Source organism: Microbacterium sp. Y356, from assembly GCF_059445355.1.
The window spans coordinates 1,109,950-1,130,626 of the sequence record NZ_JCAIUE010000001.1; the positions used below are offsets into that span (position 1 = coordinate 1,109,950).

19 protein-coding genes are annotated in these 20,677 nt (G+C 66.3%); 4 read left to right on the plus strand and 15 right to left on the minus strand.

The features are described from left to right. Position 1: 1 nt before the first annotated feature. From AC1C2Q_RS05355 to phnG, 9 genes are read right to left on the minus strand one after another with little or no spacing between them, the layout of a single operon-like run. Positions 2-625: a ribose 1,5-bisphosphate phosphokinase PhnN gene (locus tag AC1C2Q_RS05355; RefSeq protein WP_495449275.1), complete on the minus strand. Its 624-nt coding sequence runs from the start codon at positions 623-625 to the stop codon at positions 2-4. Beyond that, positions 622-1,791, minus strand: coding sequence for an alpha-D-ribose 1-methylphosphonate 5-triphosphate diphosphatase (locus AC1C2Q_RS05360; protein ID WP_495430008.1), 1,170 nt, complete (start codon positions 1,789-1,791; stop codon positions 622-624). Before AC1C2Q_RS05360 ends, AC1C2Q_RS05355 begins: the two co-directional genes overlap by 4 nt. Beyond that, on the minus strand, positions 1,791-2,516 hold the full coding sequence (locus AC1C2Q_RS05365) for a DUF1045 domain-containing protein (RefSeq protein WP_495449276.1): 726 nt from the start codon (positions 2,514-2,516) through the stop codon (positions 1,791-1,793). Before AC1C2Q_RS05365 ends, AC1C2Q_RS05360 begins: the two co-directional genes overlap by 1 nt. Beyond that, positions 2,513-3,238 (minus strand): phosphonate C-P lyase system protein PhnL, encoded by a 726-nt coding sequence (gene phnL / locus AC1C2Q_RS05370; protein WP_495449277.1) that lies wholly within the window; start codon positions 3,236-3,238, stop codon positions 2,513-2,515. Before phnL ends, AC1C2Q_RS05365 begins: the two co-directional genes overlap by 4 nt. A 19-nt stretch (positions 3,239-3,257) precedes the next feature. Next, positions 3,258-4,067, minus strand: a complete 810-nt coding sequence (phnK, locus tag AC1C2Q_RS05375) for a phosphonate C-P lyase system protein PhnK (RefSeq protein WP_495449278.1) — start codon at positions 4,065-4,067, stop codon at positions 3,258-3,260. After that, positions 4,064-4,918 carry an alpha-D-ribose 1-methylphosphonate 5-phosphate C-P-lyase PhnJ gene (locus AC1C2Q_RS05380; RefSeq protein ID WP_495449279.1) on the minus strand — a complete coding sequence of 285 codons (855 nt, stop codon included), beginning with the start codon at positions 4,916-4,918 and terminating at the stop codon, positions 4,064-4,066. Before AC1C2Q_RS05380 ends, phnK begins: the two co-directional genes overlap by 4 nt. Further along, the gene (locus AC1C2Q_RS05385) at positions 4,915-6,072 is read right to left on the minus strand and encodes a carbon-phosphorus lyase complex subunit (protein ID WP_495430013.1); all 1,158 of its coding nucleotides are present in this window, start codon (positions 6,070-6,072) and stop codon (positions 4,915-4,917) included. Before AC1C2Q_RS05385 ends, AC1C2Q_RS05380 begins: the two co-directional genes overlap by 4 nt. Next, positions 6,072-6,713 carry a phosphonate C-P lyase system protein PhnH gene (gene phnH / locus AC1C2Q_RS05390; RefSeq protein WP_495449280.1) on the minus strand — a complete coding sequence of 214 codons (642 nt, stop codon included), beginning with the start codon at positions 6,711-6,713 and terminating at the stop codon, positions 6,072-6,074. The genes AC1C2Q_RS05385 and phnH overlap by 1 nt, the downstream gene beginning before the upstream one ends. Beyond that, the gene (gene phnG, locus AC1C2Q_RS05395; protein ID WP_495430015.1) at positions 6,710-7,219 is read right to left on the minus strand and encodes a phosphonate C-P lyase system protein PhnG; all 510 of its coding nucleotides are present in this window, start codon (positions 7,217-7,219) and stop codon (positions 6,710-6,712) included. Before phnG ends, phnH begins: the two co-directional genes overlap by 4 nt. A gap of 137 nt (positions 7,220-7,356) precedes the next feature. On the opposite strand from phnG, the gene phnF reads away from it, so the two are divergent. The 3 genes from phnF (at position 7,357) to upp (ending at position 9,037) form a co-directional block, all read left to right on the plus strand. Continuing rightward, on the plus strand, positions 7,357-8,100 hold the full coding sequence (gene phnF, locus AC1C2Q_RS05400; protein ID WP_495449281.1) for a phosphonate metabolism transcriptional regulator PhnF: 744 nt from the start codon (positions 7,357-7,359) through the stop codon (positions 8,098-8,100). 108 nt (positions 8,101-8,208) lie between these two features. After that, positions 8,209-8,343, plus strand: coding sequence for a hypothetical protein (locus AC1C2Q_RS05405; protein ID WP_495449282.1), 135 nt, complete (start codon positions 8,209-8,211; stop codon positions 8,341-8,343). Between the two features lie 61 nt (positions 8,344-8,404). After that, positions 8,405-9,037: a uracil phosphoribosyltransferase gene (upp, locus tag AC1C2Q_RS05410; RefSeq protein ID WP_495430018.1), complete on the plus strand. Its 633-nt coding sequence runs from the start codon at positions 8,405-8,407 to the stop codon at positions 9,035-9,037. A 51-nt stretch (positions 9,038-9,088) separates the two neighbouring features. On the opposite strand, the gene AC1C2Q_RS05415 is transcribed toward upp, so the two are convergent. The 3 genes from AC1C2Q_RS05415 to nadE are packed head-to-tail and all read right to left on the minus strand — an operon-like array spanning position 9,089 to position 13,845. After that, positions 9,089-9,487: a VOC family protein gene (locus AC1C2Q_RS05415; RefSeq protein WP_495449283.1), complete on the minus strand. Its 399-nt coding sequence runs from the start codon at positions 9,485-9,487 to the stop codon at positions 9,089-9,091. Between the two features lie 13 nt (positions 9,488-9,500). After that, the gene (locus tag AC1C2Q_RS05420) at positions 9,501-12,968 is read right to left on the minus strand and encodes a TM0106 family RecB-like putative nuclease (protein ID WP_495449284.1); all 3,468 of its coding nucleotides are present in this window, start codon (positions 12,966-12,968) and stop codon (positions 9,501-9,503) included. Between the two features lie 58 nt (positions 12,969-13,026). Beyond that, on the minus strand, positions 13,027-13,845 hold the full coding sequence (nadE, locus tag AC1C2Q_RS05425) for an NAD(+) synthase (protein ID WP_495449285.1): 819 nt from the start codon (positions 13,843-13,845) through the stop codon (positions 13,027-13,029). A gap of 101 nt (positions 13,846-13,946) precedes the next feature. On the opposite strand from nadE, the gene AC1C2Q_RS05430 reads away from it, so the two are divergent. Next, complete coding sequence (locus tag AC1C2Q_RS05430) at positions 13,947-14,900, plus strand: aldo/keto reductase (protein ID WP_495449286.1); 954 nt, start codon at positions 13,947-13,949, stop codon at positions 14,898-14,900. A 62-nt stretch (positions 14,901-14,962) separates the two neighbouring features. Here the strand turns inward: AC1C2Q_RS05430 and AC1C2Q_RS05435 are convergent, their stop codons facing one another. Genes AC1C2Q_RS05435 through AC1C2Q_RS05445 form a run of 3 tightly spaced genes read right to left on the minus strand, consistent with a single transcriptional unit; the run spans position 14,963 to position 20,653 of the window. Further along, on the minus strand, positions 14,963-17,959 hold the full coding sequence (locus AC1C2Q_RS05435; RefSeq protein WP_495449287.1) for an AAA family ATPase: 2,997 nt from the start codon (positions 17,957-17,959) through the stop codon (positions 14,963-14,965). Then, positions 17,959-19,113, minus strand: coding sequence for an exonuclease SbcCD subunit D (locus tag AC1C2Q_RS05440; protein WP_495449288.1), 1,155 nt, complete (start codon positions 19,111-19,113; stop codon positions 17,959-17,961). Before AC1C2Q_RS05440 ends, AC1C2Q_RS05435 begins: the two co-directional genes overlap by 1 nt. A gap of 58 nt (positions 19,114-19,171) precedes the next feature. Continuing rightward, the gene (locus tag AC1C2Q_RS05445) at positions 19,172-20,653 is read right to left on the minus strand and encodes an MFS transporter (RefSeq protein WP_495449289.1); all 1,482 of its coding nucleotides are present in this window, start codon (positions 20,651-20,653) and stop codon (positions 19,172-19,174) included. Positions 20,654-20,677 lie beyond the last annotated feature (24 nt).

Consider the following 20,677-nt stretch of genomic DNA (forward strand, 5'->3'; position numbering starts at 1 on the left):
CTTATTGCCCCGCCGCCACGCCCTCGGTGTGATCGGCGAGGCGCGAAGACAGGGTGTTCAGGAAGTCGGCGAACGTGCGACCGGCGTCTTCGAGAGCGCAGTCGTTGACGATCTCAAGGTCGACAGGAAAATTCGGGGACGGATCGGCCCTGCTCATCCGCGCGTGGATGTCGGCATCCACCTCCCGACCGCGGTCGGCGATGCGCGCACGGCGCAGCTCCTCAGGCACGGAAATGCGGACCACGGCGGAACGTACGAAGCGCTCGGCAAGCCCCTGCAGTACCCCTCGTGAGACATTCACGACCACGACGTCGCCGCCTCGCACTGCGTCAAGGACCGCGGCGGGCACTCCGTACGAAAGCCCGTGTGCACGCCAGCTCAGCGCGAATCCGCCCTCGTCCTCGATCCTCGCGAAGTCGGCGACGCTTATGGGTACATGGTCTTCGCCTGGCCCTACCGGTCGCGTGATGAGCCGGCGAGGGAAGACGAATCCGGTGCATCCGTCGGTGGCGGCGGCGCCGTCGGTGCGCACTGCGTTTTCGGTGAGCAGTGCGCGGGCAGAGTCGATGACCGAGTCCTTGCCAGATCCGCTCGCGCCGACCACCGCAACGATTGCGCCGCTCATGCGACCCGCTCGCCCTCGCGCCAGACGCTCCGTACCACCGGCACTGCGGACCCAAGCGGATGCTGTTCGCTCGATGCTCCCTCGTAGGCATGCACGCGGATCAGGTCCGCTCGCAGGCCGGGCTCGATGACCCCGCGGTCGTCAAGGCCGACCGCACGAGCCGGGTTCGCGCTGAGGAGCCTCGAGGCCTGCGGCAGAGTCGCGTCGCCACGAGCGACCAGCACGAACGCGGCCTGGAGCGAACTCGCCGGCACGTAATCGCTCGAGAGAATGTCAAGCAGACCCGCTCGCACCAGGTCGACGGCCGCGACGTTTCCGGAGTGTGATCCCCCGCGCACGATGTTCGGCGCGCCGGACACCACGAGCTGGCCGGCAGCCCGCGCCGCCACCGCGGCATCGACTGTCGTGGGGAACTCCGAGATCCGCACGCCCAGCGCCGATGCTTCGTCCACATGCGCCTGCGTTGCGTCGTCGTGAGCTGCCATCGTGATGCCCCGTGCGGTGGCGCGTTCAGCCATCAACCGCCGGTGCGGGTCTGCGTACTGTGCCGACAGCCGATGCAGCTCCTCGACGTGCGAGTCGAACTCTGAGTCGGCCAGCCGCCCTTTGCCGACCATGTAGGTGCGGAATGCCTCGACGTCCGCATACTGGCGCTGACCAGGAGTGTGGTCCATGAGCGAGACCATCCGCACGCGCTCGTGTGCTCCGACCTCGTCGAAGACCTCCACCACATCAGGTGTGGAGACCTCGCAGCGCAGGTGTACGAAGTGATCAGCCCGCAGCAGCCCCGACTCAGCCGCGTGGATGACCGCGTCGACGAGCAGCCGCGCGTTCGCCGCCATACGGTTGCCATCGGTCGGCCCAGTGCCGATGCGCAGAGCATCGAGCACGGTCGTCATCCCAGACGCTGCCATCTGCGCGTCGTGGGCGATCACCGCGGTGATCGGATCCCAGTAGCGCTTCGGTCGGGGCTGAAAATGCGTCTCGACCTGGTCTGTGTGCAGCTCCACGATGCCGGGCATGAGATAGTCGCCGGCCAGATCGATGCCGGGAAGAGTCGGGTCATCGGAGATCTCGGCGATAACTCCGCCTTCCACTCTCAGCGATCCGTGAATCACCTCGTCGCCGAGGACGATGTGGGCGTTGGTGAGAATCGTGGACGGCATCAGACGGTCTCCTGCGGGTCGGTGTCGAATTCAGGGGCGCGTTCGGAATCAGTGGCGCGTTCGGAATCATGAGCGCTGAGCGGGTGGACGGAGAGCAGTTCGAACGCAGCCCCGGGTTCGGGCTCGACGAACAGCGCGATCGAGCGGAGGACAACGTCCGTCGGCGCAGCGGCGAAGTGCTCGGCGAGGGCCTCGTCGATTTCGCTCTCTCGCTCGAGTCGGATGCGATCGGTGAGCGTCAGGTGAAAGCGGAACTCGTCGAGCACATAGGGGTAGCCCCACTGCTCGAAGAGCTCCCGCTGCCGCGGTGGCAGCTTCTCTGGCCGACGACGGCGGATGTCAGCGGCATCCGGTGCCGCACGAAACTCATCGAAGGAGCGCACCGCCTCGTCGGCGAGTGACCGGATGCCGGTCTCGTCGCCGTGCAGGAGCAGTGCGCGGAACCCGCCCAAGCTGCGGGCCTGAAGCCCTGGCAGGACGACCGATGCGCGTGCGGCCGCAAAGTCCTCGGCAGCGTCACGCAGTTCCGCCTCGGCCCGTCCCTCCGCCAGACGGAAGGGTGCTTTGAGCGTGCCGTGGAAGCCGTAGCGACGTGCATCCACCGTGAGGTCGCGGAACGATTCCTGCGTGTACCAGGCCTCGACTGCGCTTCTCAGGCGGACGGCCGCGGGGTCATCGCCCTCGCCGAGCACCCCTGGTACGGCGTACACCGCGTAGCGTGTCACGCGGCAACTCCTGCCGTGGCTGCAGCAGGAGCGAACCGCTGCACATCGACGGTCGCATCCGCCACGGCATCCCGCACATCAGCGTCGTGGAAGATCGCAAGGATTCCGACGCCCCGCGCGAGGCTTTCGCGAACCAGACCGATGACGACCTCGCGGTTGCGGGCGTCGAGGGATGCGGTCGGCTCGTCGAGCAGGAGCAGCGAGCGCTCGAGGACGAAACCGCGCGCGATGTTCACGCGCTGGCGCTCACCGCCGGAGAAGGTCGCCGGCGGCAGCTGCCAGAGTCGCTCCGGGATTGTCAGGCGCGCGAGTAGCTCGCCTGCCCGCTCACGCGCGGTCTCGCGATCGACACCGCGCTCGACGAGCGGCTCGGCCACGACGTCGATCGCCGGCACACGCGGCACCGCTCGCAGGAACTGGCTCACATAGCCCATCGTGGAGCGCCTGGCGGCGAGTACCTGACGCGGCTGCGCCGTCGCCAGGTCGAGCTCTCCGCTGTCTTGGGCCAGCAGAATGCGTCCGGAGTCGACGCCGTAGCTGCCGTAGACCATCTTCATCACCGAGCTCTTACCTGATCCGGACTCCCCGCCGAGCACCACGCAGGTGCCGCGCGGAACGTCGAAGGTCAGTCCGCTCACCACCGGCAGCTGCTGCGCGCCCTGCAGGTGCAGGGTGAAGCTCTTCGAGACGTCCTGCACGCTGAGCACCGGATCGGAGGTCATGTCACTTTTCTGGTTCATGTCAGTCCTGAAGGATCGAGGAGACGAGGAGCTGGGTGTACGCGGCCTGCGGATCGTCGAGCACGCGATCCGTCAGCCCGGATTCGATGACCGCGCCATCCTTCATCACGAGCGTGCGGTGCGAGATGAGCCGCGCCACCGCGAGGTCGTGTGTGACGATCACCACGGCGAGACCGAGGTCGGCGACGAGTGAGCGGATGAGATCGAGCAGACGCGCCTGCACCGACACGTCGAGGCCGCTCGTCGGCTCATCCATGAAGACCAGTCGCGGCCCGAACACGAGGTTGCGGGCGATCTGCACACGCTGGCGCATGCCGCCGGAGAAGGTGATCGGCGCGTCATCGATGCGGTCGATCGGAATCTCGACGCGAGCGAGCCACTGCTCGGCCTGCTCCCGGATCTGGCCGTAGTGACGCCATCCGTTCGCCATGAGCGGCTCGCCGATATTACCGCCAGCGCTGACGTGCATGCGCAGCCCGTCAATCGCGTTCTGGTGCACGTAGCCCCACTCGGTGCGCCACAGCCGCCGAACCTCGCGCTCGCTGAGAGAGGCGAGGTCGACGAGCTCGGCGGGCCCGCCCGCGGAGGCCGTGCGGTACTGCACGGTGCCCTCATCAATGCTTAGGCGCTGCGACAGCATCCCGAGCAGCGTCGACTTGCCCGAGCCGGACTCCCCGACGATCGCGAGCACCTCCCCCGGCCACAGGTCGAAGCTCACGTTCCGGCATCCGAAGGTATCGCCGTAGGCGTGCCCCGCGTCCGTCACGCTCAGCAGCGGTTGCTCGTCCGTCGTGTCTGCGTCGCCTTTCACAGCAGTGCCTCCTTCCGAGCGGCGGTGCGCTCGCAGTGATCGGTGTCGCTGCACACGTACATCACGGTGCCGCGGTCGTCCATGACGACCTCATCGAGGTATACGCCCTCGGACGAGCAGATCTCGCAGGGCGTGTCGAAGCGCTGCGGCTCGAAGGGGAAGTCCTCGAAGCCGAGACTCACCACATCCGTGTACGGCGGGATCGCGTAGATGCGTTTCTCACGGCCGGCGCCGAACAGTTGCAAGGCGGAGCTCTGATGCATCTTCGAGTTGTCGAAGCTCGGGATCGGTGAGGGCGCCATGACGTAGCGGTCGTTCACGAGCACCGGGTAGTCGTAGGTGGTCGCGAAGTGACCGTATCGGGCGATGTCCTCGTAAAGCTTGACGTACATCAGGCCGTATTCTTCGAGGGCGTGCAGCCGCCTGGTCTCGGTCTCGCGCGGTTCGAGGAAGCGCAGCGGCTCGGGAATCGGCACCTGATAGACGATGATCTGTCCGTCGCCCAATGGCGTCTCGGGGATGCGGTGGCGGGTCTGGATGACGGTCGCCTCATCGGTGCGCGTAGTGACACTGGTGCCGGCGACCTTCTCGAAGAACTGCCGGATCGAGACCGCGTTGGTCGTGTCGTCCGCGCCCTGATCGATCACCTTGAGGGTGTCGGATGGTCCGATGATGGATGCCGTCACCTGCACGCCGCCGGTGCCCCAGCCGCGCGGCATCGGGACCTCCCTTGAGGCGAACGGCACCTGGAACCCCGGAATGGCGACGCCCTTCAGCAGCGCCCTGCGCACCACACGCTTGGTCTGCTCGTCGAGGTAGCCCTCGTTGTAGACGATGCGCGGCGCGCTCATGCGTCCTGCTCCTGTTCCTGTGCTTCTGCGGCGACTCTCTGTTGTTCGGAGATGCGCTGTTGGGAGATTCTGCGCTTGCGGAAGTCCTGATTCAGCTGGCGCAGCAGCACCAACTCCCCCTGGAAGTCGACGTAGTGCGGGAGCTTCAGGTGCTCCACGAATCCGGTCGCCTGCACGTTATCGGCATGGCTGATCACGAACTCCTCGTCCTGGGCTGGCGCATTCGCGAGCTCGCCGAACTCCTCGTGCCGCAGCGAACGATCGACGAGCGACATCGACATGGCCTTGCGCTCGCCGCGGCCGAAGACGAGTCCGTAGCCACGGGTGAACTGAGGCGGACGATCCGCACCGCCGACGAACTGGCTCACCATCTGACACTCGGTGACCTCGATGCGGCCGATCGGAACGGCATGACCGATCTCGGGGGCGTCGAACTCAATCTCGACTTCGCCCACTCGAACCTCACCCACGAAGGGGTGGGTGCGGCCGAAGCCGCGCTGCGTGGAATAGCCGAGCGACAGCAGGAAGCCCTCGTCGCCACGGCTGAGCGCCTGCAGCCGTTCGGCGCGGCTCATCGGGTGCGATGTGGGCTCGCGAGTCAGGTCAGCAGGATCCGGATCCGTCCAGTCCTCGCCCTCCGGCCGGTCCGGCTCGATGAGCGCGTCGACGCCCAGCAGATCCGTAACCCGCGGCATCGGCTCGCCATCAAGCTGGTCTCCTGCCGGCTCGAAGGCGTCGAGATCATCGACGTCGTCGAGATCGTCGGCAAGCAGTCGGTGCGTGTAGTCGAAGGTCGCGCCGAGCTGCTGACCGCCGGGGATGTCCTTGAAGGTCGCCGACACGCGCCGCTCCGGTGGAAGGCCCGCGGTGTCGATCGCGATGGTCACCCCGAAGCGGGGCAACGTCGTGCGGTACGAGCGCATCAGCGTCACAGCCTCGAGCACATCGCCCTGGGCTTGCAGCAGCGCTTTCGCAGCGAGGTCCGGGTCGTAGAGTGAACCCTCCGCCATCACGCGCGAGACGAGCACGCCCATCTGGTCGCGTACCTGCTCGTAGTCGATGCGTGCGGCGGATTCCTCGCCACGTCCACGCTGGGCGAGGAGGGCGTGCGCGTTGGCGATCGCCTTCTCGCCTCCCTTGACGGCGACATACATCAGACGCTCCTGTTCTCGGCGCCCTGCAGCCGTGTGCTGCGGGGCAGGCCCCGGATCGATTCGTGATCGGTGAGGATGACATCCACGCCGCGAGGGAAGCGTGCGTGATTCTCCTGCCACTGCGCGAGGAATCCAGCCGGGAGGCCGGCACCATCCCAGTCGACGGAGCCGTTCACGCCGGGACCGGTCGCGGTGAGCGTGCCGATTCCGGGGGCACCAGTGGCGTCGATCACGAGCGTCGCTGAGCGGTGCGGTTCCTCGTCCGTGCCCGCGGCGAGCTCGGTGAGACGCGGTGCGGTGGATGGGGACGATGCGACGATGAAGAGGGCATCGCTCTCGGCATCCACGAGGCGTGCTCCGGTGTGGAAACGCAGCCACGCGCAGACATCATCGGACGCGCGCAGCACGCTGTCGAGCCAGATCGGAGTCTGCTCGTCGCACAGCGCCAGCAGCACAGCCCCCGTCGCCGCGCTGAGCGGTGCTGGCGGCTGCGTCGCCGGCACGAAGTCCTGAGCGAGAGTCGGGCGGGCGAGAGCGGCGAGGGTTGCGCGGAAGATCAGCTGTGCGTCCTGCACCGGGTCGGCGAAGCCGGGAAGATGGCGCCCTGTGCCAGGCATCCGCGAGTCCAAGTGAGTCGTCATTCGTCGTCCTCGTCATCCGTTCCGTAATCGGGACCTTCGTTCTCGCGCGCAACAGTGAAGAAATCCACGACCGTCTTGCGCGCATCCGCTTGTGTGCGGGCATCCCGATCGGTCTGGGCATTCTCGAGGGGCACGATGACGTCTGCGAGGACGCGCTCGCGCGCCTCACCCGCCAACAGCGCCTCGAAGATCGCGGCAAGACCGGCATGCTCGGGATGACTGCCCAGAACATAGGCGGTGCCGACGGTCTCTGACCGGATGCCACGGGCAACGACCGTTGCACGGCTCACCGTGGCCTCCCCGAAGTTGAACCGGTCGCCGGTGCCGCCGACGCGGCCCTGCACCATCACCAGTCCCGCCTCCGGGCCTCGGACGTACTCGATCTCCGGCCGGTCGGGCCAGGCATCCCACAGCGCCGCCAGGTCAGCTTCGGACGCGCCTGCGAGCACACGCGCCGTGCGCCGCCGTGTTGCCTCAGCGCGTGCGGTGTCGTCATCCCGATTCATTTTCGCCTCTCGAAAAGTTGTCTATCTTTCTAGACAACTGCAACGCTAGTGGCAAGATGAGAACCAAGGAACCTGCAAGGCGGAACGAACAGCCGACGATCGCGTGAACGTCCGGTGAACAAGCATGAGGAGAAGCAGTGAGCAATGCAGTACCGCCGCGCGCAACCGGCTATTCCGCCTGGCGCCTCATCGCGGAGGAGCTGCGCGCGGACATCGCAGACGGGCACCTGCATACCGGCGACCGACTGCCAGCCGAGACCGCGCTTGCGACGCGATTCGGCGTCAATCGGCACACCGCAAGGCAGGCGCTCGCCTCCCTCGCCGCCGACGGACTCGTCGAATCCCGCCGCGGCAGCGGCACCTTCGTGACGAGCAGCACAGTGCATGTGCACCGCATCGGCATGCGCACAAGGCTCACCACCAGCCTGGGCGGACAGCGTTCCGCCGCCGGCCGAGTGATCGAGAGCGCTGTGGAACACGCTCCGGCGCACGTCGCGCGCAGACTGCAGATCACCGATGGGGACGCCGTTCGTGTCGAGTCGCTGCGAACCGTCGACGGGGAGCCCTTCGCGCTCGGCACGCGCTGGTTCGATGCCGCAAAGTTCCCCGACATCGCCGCCTCGCTGCGCCGCACGGCCTCGGTCACCTCGGCGCTGCGTGCCAGCGGCGTCGATGACTACGTGCGCGTGTCGACCGTCGTCTCGGCGCGACACGCGACCGCGTCAGAGTCCGCCCTGCTGGGGTTGGACGCCGGCGCGATCGTCCTCGTCACGGAATCGCTCGACGCATTCCCCGACGGCACCCCTCTGCAGCACCTCATCACCCGCTTCGCCGCACAGCGCGTGCGCCTCGACATCGAGCATCCAGACCCGACAGCGTGAGACGGCTTTCTTCTGGCGGCGCATCCGCCTTGCGGGGGATGCCGCCGCTTGCCGAAGATCCACCCCGCGGCGGATTCGGGTGAATCTGCGGCTCGATAAATTCAAGGCATGGAAACTTTCGCCCACGTCCTCATCGTCTCTGCTGCACCTCTCATCACCGCTCTCGTCTTCGCCCTGAACTCGAAGAAGATCAACGCACAGTGGCGCGAGCGCCGGGCCGCGCGTCTCGCCGAAGAGGCCTGAGACCGGCTCCCCGATAAACCCACATCGTTCAGACAGGCTGTGGCGCACTAATCTGGTGTTTATGCGTGTCCACGTCGCCGACCACCCTCTCATCACCCACAAGCTCACGGTGCTGCGCGATGTGCGCACCCCGTCTCCTGTTTTCCGGCAGTTGACGGAAGAGCTCGTGACGTTGCTCGCCTATGAAGCAACCCGTAACGTCAAGGTCACTCCGGTCGAGATCACCACCCCGGTCACCAAGACCATGGGTGTGAAGATCTCTGAGCCGCGGCCAATCGTCGTTCCGATCCTGCGCGCGGGCCTCGGAATGTTGGAGGGGCTCGTGAAGCTCCTTCCCACCGCTGAGGTCGGCTTCCTCGGAATGATTCGCGACGAGACGACGTTCGAGCCGACGACCTATACCGAGCGCCTCCCCGACGATCTCAGTGACCGCCAGTGCTTCGCCATCGACCCGATGCTTGCCACCGGTGGCTCGTTGGGCGCGGCAATCGAGTTCCTGTTCGCGCGCGGTGCGCAGGATGTCACGGCAATCTGCCTGCTCGGCACACCCGAGGGTGTTGCGGCCATCGAGAAGATCGTCGGCGACCGAGATGTGACCCTCGTCCTGGGCGCTCTCGATGAGGGCCTGAACGAAAAGGGCTACATCGTTCCCGGCCTCGGCGATGCCGGCGACCGGTTGTACGGCACGGTCTGACTCTTCCGATGGCTGCGGAACTGCAGCCCGCTGACCGCGACCGGTGACCGACTACTGCCGCGCCCAGACTCCGAGTTCGTTGCCGCTGGGGTCAGTGAAGTGTAGTCTGCGCCCGCCCGGAAACGCATAGGCTGCTTGCACAATCGCGCCGCCCGCTCTGACGATGGCGCGCTCCGACTCATCCAGGTCGTCTGAAAAGAGCAGCACGAATGGACCACCGCTCGGGCGCGGATGAGAAGCGGCGAGGAGCCCTCCGACTTCTTCACCATCATTCGCGGGAGATGCGATCCCGGCGTAATCCGGCCCATAATCCACGAAGCTCCAGCCGAAGGCATCTGCGTAGAAGGATTTGGCCGCGCCGATATCAATGACGGTCAGCTCGACGTAGTTCAGCGAGTGGTGTGGTGGGTTTGATGTCATGCCCGCGACGGTAGCATCGGCGTCCGACATCCGTTCATCGGATTCAACCGGCACCGACCAGGCGTGCGAAGGCGCTGAGCCGCGCGACTCCTTCAGGCGTGTAAGGCAGGTCGTCGAGCAGCGCGGGTGAGTGGATCAGGTACGCCACAACCTGAGCGCGTGAAATCGCCACATTCAGCCGGTTCTGCAGCAGCAGGAACTCCGGACCGCGTGGCGCATCCCGCCCGCTGGAGGCCGCAAGAGTCGTGATGGACACCGCTGCTTCCTTGCCCTGGAAGTTGTCGACCGTCCCCACCGGAACGCCGGAGAGCCCTGCCGCCGCGAGCGCGTCGATCACCAACTGCTTCTGCGCGTTGTAGGGCGCGACCACGATGAAGTCCGCCTCGGCCAGAGGCCGGGGCACCGCTTCGGGGTCCATGTCGGTGAACTCGCGGCCGAGCAGCTCACGCACGATTCTCACGGCCTCGGCCGCTTCCTCAGCGGACTGTGTCGCGTTGCCTCGGTGACGCATCGGGACGACGTGCAGCCCTGGTTCGACCCCGTCGATTGCGCGTCGTTCGGTGCCGCTTGCCGAGGCCAGCTGCCCCGCGTACGACAGCCGTGAGACCGGACCAGCGACTGCCGGGTGCATCCTCCAGCTGTGATCAAGGAAGTATCCGTACTCCGGGCGGACGACGGCGTCGCCGTCCATCACCCAGCCGAGTGCGGAGGTGTCGACCGGCTCTGGATGCGCACCCTGGCTGACCTGTGGCAACTGCTGTGGATCGCCGAGCAGCAACAGCCGCGCAGCTCCCGCTGCGACGGCAATCGTGGAGGCGAGCGAGAACTGGCCGGCTTCGTCGATCACGAGCAGGTCTAGGCCGTGGCGCTCTACACGTCCGGTATTGCTGAAGTCCCAGGCGGTGCCGCCGACGACGACGCCCTGGCCTTGTCGTTCGGAGAGGAACGACGCCATGCCGCTCTTCGGGATCACCGTGTAACTCGGCGCGCTTCCCTTCTCCTTCGGCGCCTTCGCCACCTGCCCCGGTGGCACCCCATCGGCGACGACACGCTCCAGCAGTGTCTCGATGATGGCGTGAGACTGCGCAACGACTCCGATTCGGAAGCCGTACTCGTTCACGAGGCGCGCGATCACACGCGAACCTGTGTAGGTCTTGCCCGTTCCTGGAGGTCCCTGCACTGCGAGATAGCTGCGGTCCAGATCGAGGATGCCCCGCACGATCGCATCGATCGGGTCATCCCCCGCCGCAGGCAGCCTCGCGCCGGAGACCGTGCGCGGAGGGATACGGCGCAGAATGTCGGTCGCGGCGTCGGAGGGGAATGACGGCGCCGCTTCATGCACGGCATCCGCCCACTCATCGATCGCACCCTGCAGCGAGATGACGCGGGGCGGTGCCGCTGGTGTCAACGCGAGCGGAAATTCGTCCCAGGTCTGTCCGCCCACCGCCGTCTCAGCGATCACGTAGCCGTCGTCGAGCGTCTCGACAACGGTTGCTGTGCGCGGCACGTGGATCGCGCGGGATGGCGCCTCGACATCGAAGGGCGCCGGGAACGGATACAGCGCGAACGGGTTCGCCCCCTCGCCGAGTGTCGTGCCGGGCGAGATCTCGCCGCGGATCTCGATCTCGCGAGACATGACGCGGCGCCCCTCTTCGACGCTCCAGTCACGTCGCAGCACGGAGCCAGTCGCATCCACCCGCACGACGTCGCGAGTCTGATCCCACATCGACACCGGCTCACGCAGTCGTTGGAAATGCGATACCCAGAAGCTCTTCGCCTCGCGCGGATAGTAGTCGATCGCCGCCGCGGCTACGCGATGCACTTCACCGTCGCCGCCAGCCTCGACATCGCGCTCGGCGTCGGCAAGCAGGGCGACCGAACGATGCGAAGGCTCATACACCAGCTCCTCGGCCGCGTCCGGTGGGGCGGGGTTAACACCCCTTGCCTTCGCGATCTCGATCAGCCAGTTGCGCAGGCGCCGAGTCGAGACGCAGTCGTAGCGGTTGTAGTCAGCGAGATCGGCAAGCACTGCCTCGGAATCGGACGTCTCACCTGCCGCCGCCAGCTGGCGTGCAGCGACGTACTGCACGATCGAGTCGTCGCCCTTCTGCACGTCGCTCGTTCGCACGTCGTCGCCCATGTAGAGCGGCTCGAGTTTCTTGATCGAATATGAGCGTGATCCAACGCGCACTGTTCGCAGCACGAGCGGGTACAGGTCGACGAAAACGCCCTCGCGCAGCAGTTTGTCGACCTCGCCCTCGCGGATGCCATAGCGCGATGCCATCGCGACGAGATGAGATGTCTCGTACGGCGCGTAGTGATAGATGTGCATGTCGGGGTGGGCGGCCCTTCGCGCATTCACGAAATCGAGGAACTGCTCGAGTGCGCGCTTCTCGTCGGCGAATGTGTGCGCCCAGAGCGGCGTGTACTGGTCCTCGTTGTCGACCCAACCGAACAGGTAATCAATGCCCCACTGCGCGTGCCCGTCCGGAGCGGGCTCGGTATAGAGCGGGTCACCCTCGAAGTCGAAGAAGATGTCACCCCGACTCGGTCGCGGCAGATTGTGGATGGCCTGCGGGTGATAGACGTCGAACGTCGGAGCGTCATCGGCATCGGCACGCAGTTGCAGTCGCGCCTGGGCGCGCAGCGACTCGAACGTGTCGACGTTCATGCCATCAGGCGCATCCTCTGCCGCGGCAAGGTCGTCGATAGTCTCGATTCCGGCGGCGCGCAGCCGCGCACGCTGCACCGGACGCATGCGAGCGACCATCAGCAGATCACGCGCAGCATCTACCTGCTCGGTGCACGTCGCGCACCGTCCGCACGCAGAGATGTCGAGGTCTCCTCTGCCGTCACCCCAGGCGAGCGGAGCACCCGCCGCACCAGCAGGCACGTCGCGGTCGGCGATCACGGCACGCAGTCGCGCTCTACGAACGTGAAACAGTGGCAGCAGATCGTCGACGGAGTGGGTGCTGATCGTTCCATCGCCAAGGATGAGGTCGACCTGGTCGGATCGCGGGACGCCGAGGCCATCCAGCTGGTCAACATATGCCGCCAGCTGCATGAGTGCGGTTACTCTCGCTTTGCGGGCGAGCTTCGAATCCTGCACGCGCCAGCGCCCGTCGTCTTCGCGAAGCAGAAAATCCGCAAAACCGACGAACTCCTCGGTGGAGAACGCTCCTTGGAACAGCACCTTTGCGTCGGAGCGAAGCGCCTCCCCCGTCTCAGCGACGACGGCAGCGAGTGAAGCAGGGTCGGCCGATGACACCTTCGACACCTCGTACACGGCATCCGAACCGAACTGTTCGCGGTAGGCCTCGAGCACCTTCAGCTCGTGCGCATCGCCGAGCTTTGCCGCCCGAGCGAGCGTGGCATCCACCGTCTCTTCGACAGCGGGAACTCGTCCGAGCTTCGCATCGATCGCGCGCGCCCAGGCGAACTCGCACTCTGCGGCAGCCTTCAGGTCAGTGGCGCTGAAGATGACGCGTTGGGCCTGGGTATCGATCCGCATGCTTCGAGGTTAGCGGGGACGTCAGACAGTGCCCGCGCCCGTACGGACAGTCGACCCTTCAGCGCCACCAGTCATCTGCAGGGCCGACCGGAAGGTGGCGCTTGTGCTGTGTGGCGAGGTACTTGCCTTCGAGCCTGGCAGCAGCGTCAGCATCCACCGGCTTGCCTTCGAGGTAGTCGTCGATCTGCTCGTAGGTAAGTCCGAGTTCATCCTCGTCTGCACGTCCGGGCTGCCCGTCAAGAAGGTCAGCGGTGGGAACCTTCAGCCAAAGCCGGTCCGGAGCATCCAGCTCGCGCAGCAACGCCTTGCCCTGCCGTTTGGTGAGGCCTGCCAACGGCAGAACATCGGCCGCGCCGTCACCGAACTTCGTGAAGAAGCCCGTGATCGCCTCGGCGGCGTGGTCGGTGCCGATCACGAGATGTCCATCGTGCCCCGCGAGCGCATACTGCGTGACCATGCGGATGCGTGCCTTGATGTTGCCTCTGTTGAAATCTGAGACGTCGGCCCCGGCCGCCTGCTCGATGTCCTTCTCGACACCGTCCACGCCGCCCTGGATATTGACCTCAACCGAGCGATCTGGCGTGATGAAGGCGAGCGCGGCGGCAGCGTCATCCGCATCGTGCTGGACCTTGTACGGCAACCGCACCGCGGTGAAGTCGGCAGCACCGCCACTCGCACGCACGCGCTCGACGGCAAGCTGCGCGAGGCGCCCCGCGAGAGTGGAATCCTGCCCTCCGGAGATGCCGAGCACGAACCCCTTCGCGCTGGTCTTCACAAGGTAGTCGACGAGAAACTGCACGCGCCGTTCGATCTCGGCCGCCGGGTCGATTTCGGCGTGCACGCCGAGGGTCTGCGCGATCTGCTGCTGAAGCGTCATGCGTCCAGTATCTCCCCTGAGTGTTACGTCTCCGTGACGGACTCCGAATATGCATGCCGCGGATGCGCTTGACTCGGGTAGACGAAAGAAAGAGAGATTCCATGACCCTCCTCGGCCGCAGCGACCTCGACGTTTTCCCGCTCGCCCTCGGCGGCAATGTGTTCGGCTGGACCGCCGATCGCGATGCGTCGTTCCAGATCCTCGACGCCTTCGTGTCCGGAGGCGGCAATTTCATCGACACTGCCGACGGCTACAGCGCCTGGGTGCCGGGCAACAGCGGCGGCGAGAGCGAGACAATCATCGGCGAGTGGCTCGCCTCACGGGGGCCCTCCGACGTCGTCGTCGCGACGAAGGTCAGCAGCCACCCAGAGTTCAAGGGTCTGTCGGCCAAGAACGTCCGCGCCGCCGCAGAGGCGTCGCTGAATCGTCTCGGGGTCGACACGATCGACCTGTACTACGCGCACTTCGATGACACCGAGACGCCGCTGGAGGAAACCGTCGCGGCCTTCGGACAGCTCGTCACCGACGGTCTGGTGCGCTACACCGCCGTGTCGAACTACTCGGCCGACCGCATCCGTTCGTGGATCTCGCTCGCACAGGAGGCCGGAACTGCCCTTCCCGTCGCCGTCCAGCCGCACTACAACCTCGTACACCGGGGCGGTGTGGAGGAGAGCATCATCCCCACAGCCTCGGAGTTCGGGCTCAGCCTGGTTCCGTACTACGCGCTGGCGGCAGGGTTCCTCACCGGCAAGTACCGTTCGACGGATGCTGCGGCAGTCGATTCTCCGCGCGCCGGCGGTGCCGCAAAGTACGCCACCGAGCACGGACTCCGCATCATCGGGGAGCTCGAGCGCATCGCCGGCCAGCACGATGCGTCGATCGCGTCCGTGTCGTTGGCGTGGCTGCGAGCGCAGCCGACCGTCGCCGCGCCTATCGCCAGTGCGTCACGGGTCGACCAGGTCGCCGGACTTCTCGCCGGAGCACGACTCGAGTTGGCGTCCGACGACGTACGGGCGCTGAACGCCGTGTCGGAATGGGTTCCGTCGAACGCGTGAACCCGCCTCGTGTGGACTGATGGCCGTGTCGTCCCGAACAGGGATGACGCGGCCGTCTCGTGTCAGGAGCGGATGCGGCTAGGCCCGCTCGCGGTCTGTTCCACGACGAGTTGCGCGGGAATCTGCTCCTGCATCGACTCGACGTGACTGATGACGCCGACGGTGCGCCCGCCAGAGCGCAGTTCGTCAAGCGTGCGCATGGCGACCTCGAGCGTGTCGGCGTCGAGAGATCCGAAACCCTCATCGATAAATAGCGTGTCGAGTTGGATGCCGCCCGCTCTGGCCGTGACGACCTCGGCGAGGCCGAGCGCGAGCGCGAGTGAGCTGAGGAACGTCTCACCTCCGGAGAGTGATTGTGCGGGACGCGCCTGCCCAGTGAACGCATCGAATACGACGATTCCTAAGCCGGATGCCGCACCACGTGCCGCGAGTGCGTCGGAGTGCTGCAGCTGGTAGCGCCCGGTCGACATGTCGCTGAGGCGGCGGTTGGCTGCCCCCACGATCTCTTCGAGTTCTGCGGCGAGCACGAAGGTCTCCAGCGTCATCTTGTGCGTATTGCCGGCACGACCGGCAATGGTGTCGGCGAGGCCCTTCAGCACCTCAAAGTCGGCCTGCTGCGCGGCGCTGGCTGCGTATTCGGCCGCGGCCGAGTCGATGAGTCCGCCCAGCTGCTCGACTGTGGTCTTCGCTCGCCCTGCGGCATCGATCGCGTCCTTCCATGCCGTACGAGCGCCGGCCGCTGATTCTTCAACCCCGCTGAGCTCGATCGGCTCCTCGGGAAGCGCCCGCATCTCCAGCGCCAATAGCAGCTCGCGCTGCTTCTCGCGCTGCACGTTGTGGCCCGAAATGCGATCTTCAAGCCCCTGCTGCTCGGCTGCTGACCGCAGCGCCAGCCGCGCGGCCGTGGTGTCGTCGAAGTCGGATGCCGCGAGCGCGCGTGCCTGCTCCGCCGCGGCCTCGGTGAGTGCCCTCCCCCGCCGGGCGCCCTCTTCGAGAGCATCCGCCAGGGCGTGGGCGGTTGCGACGTGCGCGGTAACCTCGGCGATACGCGCGGCGACAGTGCCGAAGGATCCGCGTGCCGCGGTGATGACGGTCTGAGCCTCGGCGCTGCGCTGCGTGACCAAGGCGAGCGACTCGCGCGCCTTCGCCAGCGCATCCGCCGCCTCTGCGCGGTCCTTCTCGAGCTGCGCAGAACGCGCAATGGCTTCGCCAAGCGCAGCGACCGCGGCAGGGAGTGCACCGGCGGCGGCCAGTGCCTCGGTATGCGCGGATGTCGCAGCGGTGACCTCGTCCTCAGCCACAGCGACAGAGCGCTTTTCAGCCATCGCGTCAACGGCTGCGAGATTGCGCTTCAGATCGGACACCCTGTCGAGCGCCTCGCGATCGCCCTTTGCTGCGGTGTCGCGCACGGCTTCGGCCGCCTCGACGTCTTCCTGCGAGACGGGATCGCTGTGTTCGGCCGGTGAGGGATGCTCGGTGGCCCCGCACACGGTGCAGGCCTCCCCCGGAATCAGTGCAGTCGCGAGTTCCCCGGCGAAGCCGTCCAGACGGCGGCGGCGCAACTGTGTGAGCGCGAATTGCGCCTCGTCGAGCGCACTACTGGCGGCTACGAGCGCGCGTTCGGCCTTGTCGAGGTCGCCATGAAGCCGCTCGGCCTTCACTGCCGCGTCTCGGCGTGCCTTCGCGGCGTTCAGCGTTGTGAGCAGGTCATCGAGGCGGTCGGCGCTGCGCTGCGCGGCATCCCGCTGGGCGGTCAGCTCGGTGACCCGCGCCGGAAGTTCTGCCCGTTCAGCGTCGTGGGCGTCGACGAGAGTGGATGCTACGGCGACCTGCTCCACAGCGTCCGCCTGCTCCATAGCGAGAGCTGTGGCGCTCCGCTCGAGCTCAGCTGCACGTTTCCACTCGCCACTCTGGCTGGTCCGCTGCTCAGCCCATGCTTCCAGTGCCTCGGCGGTGACCTCGCCGCGTTCGATGTCAACAAGTTCGATGTCAGCGGCACCCCAGGCTTCGCGGGCTGCGCGTTCGGCGATCTCGGCCTTCTCGCGGTCGCTGGCGGCCCGATCTGCGGCGTTGAGGGTTGCGCGCAGCGCCTCGGCCGTTCTCGCCTGCTGCAGCGTCGTGCGGGCCGCGGCGATCTCGGATTCTTCGGCGTCGATTCGCTGTACGGCGATTCGGGTCGCGTCCCGATCCTGTTGCGCCTTACGCTCCTCGCGTGCGCGGGTCAGGGCTGCTTCCGCCGCGGTGCTTCGGGTCTCGGCTTCAGCGCTCTCAGCGGCCCGGCGTTCGACCTGGTACTCGGCCCGATCGAGCGCGACGCGAAGCTGCTCGAGGCGCTTTTGGGTCGTTTCCGCAGATGTATCAACCGGCTCATGCTCGCCCCACAGCTGCGCGGCAGTCACCATCCGCTCCGCCTGCTGAAGCCCCGCGTTGACAGTGGCGGAGCGCCCGGCGAGCGCGTTCTCTGCCGTCTTGCGTCGATCGTCGAAACGCGACTGCACGTCTTCGAAGCGCTCAGTGCCGAATAGCCGTCGCAGCAGCGACTGTCGTTCCTTGCTGTCGGCGAGCAGGAACCGGGCGAACCGATTCTGTGCGAGCAGGATCACTTGCAGGAACTGTTCGCGACTCAGCTGAAGTATCTCGTCGAGCTCGTGCCCGACCTCCCGCTCTTTCGCAGCTAGCGTGACCCAACCAGCGTCGGCGAGAGTATCGAGCTGGACACCCGAGGCCTGCTTCGTCAAGCCTCCGCCACGTTTAGCGGGCCGCATGTACTCCGGCGAGCGCGTCACCCGATACCTGCCGGCCGTCGTAGTGAACTCGACGACGACTTCGCTGAGATCTTCAGGAGCGCAGTAGTCGCTGCGCAGCCGTTTATCGCCGCTCTCGTACCGTGGCACTCCCCCGTACAAGCCGAAGCAGACGGCATCCAGGATGCTCGACTTCCCCGCACCGGTACGCCCAGCGATGAGGAAGATACCGTCGTCAGCGAAGCTGTCGAAGTCGACGATCTGTCGATCGAGGAACGGGCCGAAGCCCTGGATCTCGAGGCGGTGAAGACGCACTAGACGAGAGCCTCTGCCACCACGCGCTCATCGAGCACCTCGCGGATGAGTTCGCTCTCTCGCTCGCTCGCGCCCTGGCCGGCGCGCACGTGCTCGAGGAATGCCTCGATGCGCTCGGTATCAGTCACAGCCGATTCCAGCCGCGCGGCGTAGGACCGCTCCACACGCTCGGCGCCGCTGACGGGGGCGTGCTGCACCATCGCGCAGTGCGGGAAGTGCTCTTTCAGGCGCCGCATCGGTTCGGCCTGCGGCAATGCGTCGGTGTAGACGGCGCACACCCAGTCATCTGCGTGGGTGGCGACATTCTCCGCCGAGAGGATCTCGTCGAGCGTTCCGGTAAGGGTGATGAGACGACGCGGCACCGGCAACGCCAGCCACTCGACTGAGGCGAGGCCAGAAGCATCAAGATCGATCAGCCACGAGCCGCGCTCTTTGTGCTGCTCGCCAAAGCTGTAGTGCAGCGGCGCTCCGGCGTAGCGGACCCGCTCGCTCAGCGCCTGGCGTCCGTGAATGTGACCGAGAGCAATGTAGTCCGGCCCGTCGAACACGCTTAGCGGCACGACATCGAGTCCGCCCTGGCGCACTTCGCGTTCGAGTCCGGCCGTGGCATCCACACCTGCCGCGAAGCAGTGCGCGATCGCCACGGAGCGTCCCTCGCGCGATGCCATACCGGCCCGCACGAGTGACATCGCGTGCGCCATGGTTTGTGCCTGGGTGCGAAGCAGCATCTCTGGCCAGTGCTGCCGCACGATCGCAGGCTCGAGATAGGGGATGCCGTAGAAATGCACAGGCCCATCGGCATCGTCAATCGTGATCGGCTCGCCGATAGAAAGCGGGTCTGTCATCATGTGGATGCCGTCGCGCAGAAGTCGCGCCTGAAATCCGAGTCGGGCCGCGGAGTCGTGGTTGCCGCTCGTGACGATGACCTTTGCGCCGGTGTCGTGGAGAGCGGCGAGTATGTCACCCAGCAGTGTGTAGGCGGGGCCAGCAGGCGTTGCAGAGTCAAACACGTCGCCCGCGACGATCACAGCATCCACCGCGTTGCCGCGCACCTGCTCGACCAGCGCCGACAGCACCTCGGCCAGCGCATCCATGGTCGAGGTGCCATGGAAGGTGCGGCCGATGTGCCAGTCAGAGGTGTGCAGGATTCGCATATTCACACCGTACGGAGGGCCTCGGACATTACCGCCGAGGCCCGCCGTGGCATCCTGATCAGCGCGCCAGAGAGAGCGTGTCTGTGTCCGAGGACGCTGGCTTATCCGCGGCAACCGCAGTGTGCTGGGGCATCAGGTCTTCCTTGCGACCGCGCACCATCGTGAACGCGACGACAGATGCCAGCACCATGGCGACCGCTGCGGCGAGGAACACTCCGCCGTAGCCGTCCGTCAGCGTGTCGAGACCGACCTCGCCCTGCGCGTGGCCGCCGACGATCGCGGCATAGACGGCGGTGAAGATCGAGAGTCCGACCGATCCGCCGATCTGCATCGCCGAGTTGGTGACGGCAGAGGCGATACCGGCGTCGTGCGGTGCCACGCCGGTGAGGGCAAGGTTCTGCAACGGAATGAAGACGAACGACATTCCGAAGCCCATGACCAGCAGCGCCGGGGCGACCTGGACGAAGTAGTTGCCGTCCGCAGTGATGAACGAGAGATACACGAGTGCCGCTGCGACCACGAGCGGTCCGCTGATGAGCATCAGTCGCGGACCGATCTGACCGAGCATCTTCGTCGCGAGTCCGGCCAGCACCATGGTTCCCAGAGGCAGCGGCAGGCTGGCGACGCCGGCTTCGAGCGCGCCCATGCCGAGCACGATCTGCAGGTGGAAGGTGAGGTACAGGGTCGCGCCGATCATGACGCTGCCGGCGACGGCCTGGATGAGGAAGGCCCCTCCGCGCACCTTATTCGTCACAACACGCAACGGCAGCAAGGGGTTGGAGACCTTCGCCTGAACCCACACGAACACCGCGAGAAGGACGAGTCCGAGCACGATGAAGCCGACCGTGAGCGGGTTGGTCCAGCCGGTCTCAGCGAGACTGAAGCCGTACACGAACGATGCGAGGCCGGCAGTGACCAGCAGCGCTCCCCACAGGTCGTACCGCTTGTCGCCGTCTGCCCGGCTCTCGGTGAGGAACAGCGCGCCGCCGATAAGACCGACCGCACAGAAGAACAGGTTCACCAGCAGGCACCAGCGCCAGTCGAAGAACTCGGTGAGGAATCCGCCAAGCACCATGCCGACTGCGGCACCGGTACCGGCGACCGTTCCGAAGACAGCGAAGGCGATGTTGCGCTCCTTGCCGGACGGGAACAGCGTCGTCAGCAGCGCGAGTGCGGCGGGCGCCAGCATCGCGGCGAAGACACCCTGCAGGGCGCGTCCGAGGATCAGCTCCCAACCTGCGGCCGCGAGACCCGCATAGAGGGATGCCAGGGCAAAGCCGACCATGCCGACCATGAAGGTGCGCTTGCGACCCCAGTAGTCGGCGATACGCCCGCCGAGCAACAGCAGGGCTCCGAACGAGAGCGCGTAGGCGGTGACAACCCACTGACGCAGGTGATCGTCCATATCCAGGGCGATCTGCGCCTGCGGCAGGGCGATGTTGACGATGGTGCCGTCAAGGACGACGACGAGCTGGGTCAGAGAGATGACGAACAGGGCCCACCATTTGGCTTTGGGGTGGGCGCGCAGAGTCTGAGACATGAGAAAACCTCCGGTGTCTGATGA